The sequence below is a fragment of the Pseudoxanthomonas sp. LjRoot204_2 genome (assembly GCF_056175765.1).
In genome coordinates this window covers 1-4,153 of the sequence record NZ_JBGFFG010000304.1, presented here as the reverse complement: position 1 = coordinate 4,153, position 4,153 = coordinate 1, and the positions used below count along the sequence as shown (strand labels likewise).

The 4,153-nt window shown below is 67.3% G+C and carries 3 protein-coding genes; 1 reads left to right on the top strand and 2 read right to left on the bottom strand.

The genetic code is table 11. The annotated features are described in order from the left end of the window. The first annotated feature begins 175 nt into the window (after positions 1–175). Positions 176–1,228 carry an AraC family transcriptional regulator gene (locus AC04L7_RS13530; protein ID WP_436000266.1) on the top strand — a complete coding sequence of 351 codons (1,053 nt, stop codon included), beginning with the start codon at positions 176–178 and terminating at the stop codon, positions 1,226–1,228. Positions 1,229–1,249: 21 nt separating this feature from the next. Here the strand turns inward: AC04L7_RS13530 and AC04L7_RS13525 are convergent, their stop codons facing one another. After that, the gene (locus tag AC04L7_RS13525) at positions 1,250–1,633 is read right to left on the bottom strand and encodes a RidA family protein (RefSeq protein ID WP_436000268.1); all 384 of its coding nucleotides are present in this window, start codon (positions 1,631–1,633) and stop codon (positions 1,250–1,252) included. 160 nt (positions 1,634–1,793) lie between these two features. Continuing rightward, positions 1,794–3,965 (bottom strand): RelA/SpoT family protein, encoded by a 2,172-nt coding sequence (locus AC04L7_RS13520; protein WP_475513196.1) that lies wholly within the window; start codon positions 3,963–3,965, stop codon positions 1,794–1,796. Between the last annotated feature and the right edge of the window lie 188 nt (positions 3,966–4,153).

Here is a 4,153-nt window from a genome sequence, read left to right as displayed (position 1 = left end):
GCTCCCGCCAGGAGCGCCAGCGCGCCCGCCACTGCCACGGAAATGGTGCGCTGCATGAGTCTCCCCTCCCATACGCCTGCGTAGTACCGGCCAGTCTGGTGCGCCGGCCTATGTGACGCGGAGGGCGGGAGCGGCATACTACGGGGGGCAAAGCGGACAAGCTGGAGGAGCTCCGATGCGCTGGAAAACCGGACTGGGCAATCGCCTGTCGATCGCCAATCTGCCCACCAACATGCTGTGCGGCCTGGTGCTGCTGGCCGGCGAATTCGGCGTGAAAGCGGAAAGCTGGTTCGCCGGCATGCGGTTGAACGTGCAGGAGATCCACGACCCGCAGGCGCGCGTGTCCTACCGCCAGGCCAGCGAGATCATCCGCCGCGCGCTGCCGACCCTGCCCATCGACGGCGTGGGGCTGGCCATGGGCGAGAAGCAGAACGGCGGCAACTTCGGCCTGCTGGGCCTGGCGATGAAGACGGCACCCACGTTCGGCGACGCCGTGCAGATCGGCCTGGAGTACCAGCGCAACCTCGGCCCCCTGATGGACCTGGACATGCAGGACCGCAACGACGGCAGCCTGGCCGTGGTCGCGACCGCGCCGGAGGAGGCCGCGGACCTGCTGCCGTTCCTGTGCGAGGAGATGTTCGCCAGCACGCTGATGCTGGCCCGTGAACTGGTCGGGCCGGAGTTCCGGCCATTGCGTCTCGAACTCGGTTATCCGGCGCCGCGCTATGCCGCGCGTTACACCGACCTGTTCGGGTGCGACGTCCGCTTCAACCAAGCGCAGCACGCGATGGTGGTCGACCGGCGCTGGCTGGAGCTGCCCTTCACCAGCTACAACCCGGTGACCTCGGGCCAGGCGCTGGCCCTGTGCCGTGCACAACTGACGGCGATGTCGCTGCGCGGCGAGACCACCGCCGCCGTCGAACGGCAACTGCGTCCACGGCTGCGCGACAACCCGCAGATGACCGACGTGGCGGCTGCACTCCACCTCAGCGAGCGCACGCTGCGTCGGCAGCTCGCCGAGGAAGGCACCAGCTTCAGCGCCGTGCACGACCGTGTGCGCACGGAGCGCGCACTGGAACTGCTGCAGGACGCGGAAATGACCATCGCCACGGTGGGCACCCAGATCGGGTTCAACGACGTGCGCGAGTTCCGGCGCGCGTTCAAACGCTGGACCGGGCATACGCCCAGCGAAACCCGGCGGCCGCCCTCATCCCGCGGCACGGCCTGAAGCACGCACGCCCGGCAGGACTCAGTCGAGCACCATCACGGCATCGACCTCGAACGCCGCGCCCTTCGGCAGGCCGGATACTTCGATCGTCGAGCGTGCCGGATACGGCGCGGCGAAATAATCCTGCATCACCGCATTGACTGCAGCGAACTGCGACAGGTCGGTCAGGTACAGACCGAGGCGCACGATGCGATCGAGCGAACCGCCTGCCGCTTCCGCCACCGCCTTGAGGTTGTCGAACGCGCGGCGCGCCTGCGCGGTGATGTCGCCATCCACCAGATTGCCGGTCGCCGGATCCAGCGGGATCTGGCCGGAGAAGTACACCGTGTTGCCCGCGCGAACCGCCTGCGAATACGGGCCGATGGCGGCGGGTGCCTGTTCGGTGTGGATGATCTGCCTGGTCATGCGCGACTCCTGTGTGGATACCCGGATTCTACGTAGGGCGGGCCCCGGCCCGCCATCGTGGCCGATCGGATCGCGATGGCTTTAAGCGACCAGGGAACCCTGCCGAACTACAGCGCCGCAAGCACAAGCATCAGCACGCCGGGCCTGCGCCCGACCTACGTCACTGGCGACGGACGCCGTGCACGACATTGAGGCGCCGCAACCGGCGCATCACTTCCGCCAGGTGGTTACGGTCGCGCACCTGAATCGAGAAGCGCAGCACGGCGACGTTGATGTCGCGCTCGAGGTATTCGACGCGCTCGATGTTGGATTGGCTCTTGGCCACCGCGGCGGCGACCTGCGCCAGCACGCCGGGACGGTTCTCCACGTCGATGAGCAACGCGGCGTCGTAGTCGCCGGTGACCTTCGCGTCCCATGCGATCGGCACCCAGCGCTCCGGCGACTTGCGGAATTCGGTGACGTTGGGGCAGTCGAGCCGATGCACCACGATGCCTTTGCCGGCGGTGTGGTAGCCCATGATCTCGTCGCCCGGAATCGGCYGGCAGCACTGCGCGAAGCTGACCACGCCGCGTTCGCCGCCGGTGATCAGGATCTTTTCCTGCGAATGCTTGGAATGCCCGCCACCGCGCAGTTCGGCGAACGCGGTCAGCGCCTGCGCCGCCTGCGACGGCATCCAGTTGCCCAGCGCGACATCGGCCAGGAAGGCCTCCAGGCGTGGGTACTTGTGCTCGCTGAGGAAGGCCTCGAGGCGCTGCTGCGGCAGCCGCTCCAGCGAGCTGTCGAGGTCCTCCAGCGCGCGGTCGAGCATCCGGTGGCCCAGCTGCACGGCGTCCTCGTGTTCGAGCTGCTTCAGCTGGTGGCGGATCGCGGTCCGCGCCTTGCTGGTGACGACGAACTCGAGCCACTGCGGCTTCGGCGCCGCGGACTTGGCGGTGATGATCTCCACGCTCTGTCCGCTGGCCAGCTTCGTACGCAAGGGCACCAGCTTCTTGTCCACGCGCGAGGCGACCGCCTGGTTGCCGACATCGGTGTGCACCGCGTAGGCGAAGTCGAGCGCGGTGGCATTGCGCGGCAGCGACAGGATCTTGCCCTTCGGCGTGAACAGATAGACCTCGTCCGGGAACAGGTCCACCTTCACGTTGTCGAGGAACTCCAGCGACGAGCCCGCCGCGCGCTGGTTGTCGATCAGCTCCACGATCCACGCATGCGCACGGTTCTGCGCGCTGTTCGGGGCATCGGTGCCGAACTTGTAGGTCCAGTGGGCCGCGATGCCGCGCTCGGCGACCAGGTCCATCTCGGTGGTGCGGATCTGTACCTCGATCGGCGACCCGTAGGGACCGAACAGCACCGTATGCAGCGACTGGTAGCCGTTGGCCTTGGGAATGGCGATGAAATCGCGGAACCGGCCGTCCAGCGGCTTGTACTGCGCATGCACCGCACCCAGTGCGTGGTAGCACGACGGCACGGAATCCACGACGACGCGGAAGCCGAACACATCCATCACCCGATCGAAGCTTTTGCCTTCGCCGCGCATCTTCTGGTAGATGCTCCAGGGCGTCTTCACCCTGCTGACCAGGCGATGCTCGATGCCTTCCTTCGCCAGGCGCTGCGAGAGGTGCGCCTCGATCTGGGCCATCGATTCGCGACGCATCACCGGCTGGCTGCGGATGTGCTTCTCGATCACCGCGTGCCGCCACGGATGCAGCGCGCGGAACCCCAGGTCCTGCAGTTCCGACTTGACCAGGTTCATGCCCAGCCGCTGCGCGATGGGCGCGTAGATCTCCAGCGTTTCGCGCGCGATGCGCCCGCGCGCCTCGGCACTCTGCGCGCCCAGTGTCCGCATGTTGTGCAGGCGGTCGGCCAGCTTGATCATGATGACGCGCAGGTCGCGCGACATCGCCAGCAGCATCTTGCGGAAACTCTCGGCCGCCGCTTCCTGGCGATCGCGGAACTTCAGCTTGTCCAGCTTGGTGACGCCTTCCACCAGCTCGGCGACCGATTCGCCGAACTCGGCGGCGATGTCGGCGCCGGTCAGCGGCGTATCCTCGATGGTGTCATGCAGGATCGCGGCGATCAGCGTTTCGGCATCCATCCCCAGCTCGGCCAGCACGCCGGCCACCGCCACGGGATGGGTGATGTAGGGCTCGCCGGACTTGCGGGTCTGTCCGGCATGCGCGGCCGCACCGACTTCCCACGCGCGCCGCAGCAACGGCAGCTGCGCCTTCGGCAGGTATGCCACCAACTTCTCGAACTGGGCGACATACTCCGGCACGCTTTCGTCACGGGACGAAGCAGGGCTGCGGAGCGCCTTGGCGGTACGGCCGGAATTCATGCCGCCAGACTATGCCAGTCGCGTCTCCACGGCAACGCGAAACCGGACCCCGGAAASGCGGAAAGCCCGCTTGCGCGGGCTTTCCGGTGATCGTCCGTTCCGATGGGAACGTCAGACGCCGTCGATCAGTCGTCGCCCTTCGACAGGTCGTCGTCGGCCACCACTTCGGCTGCGGCCCATTCCAGCGC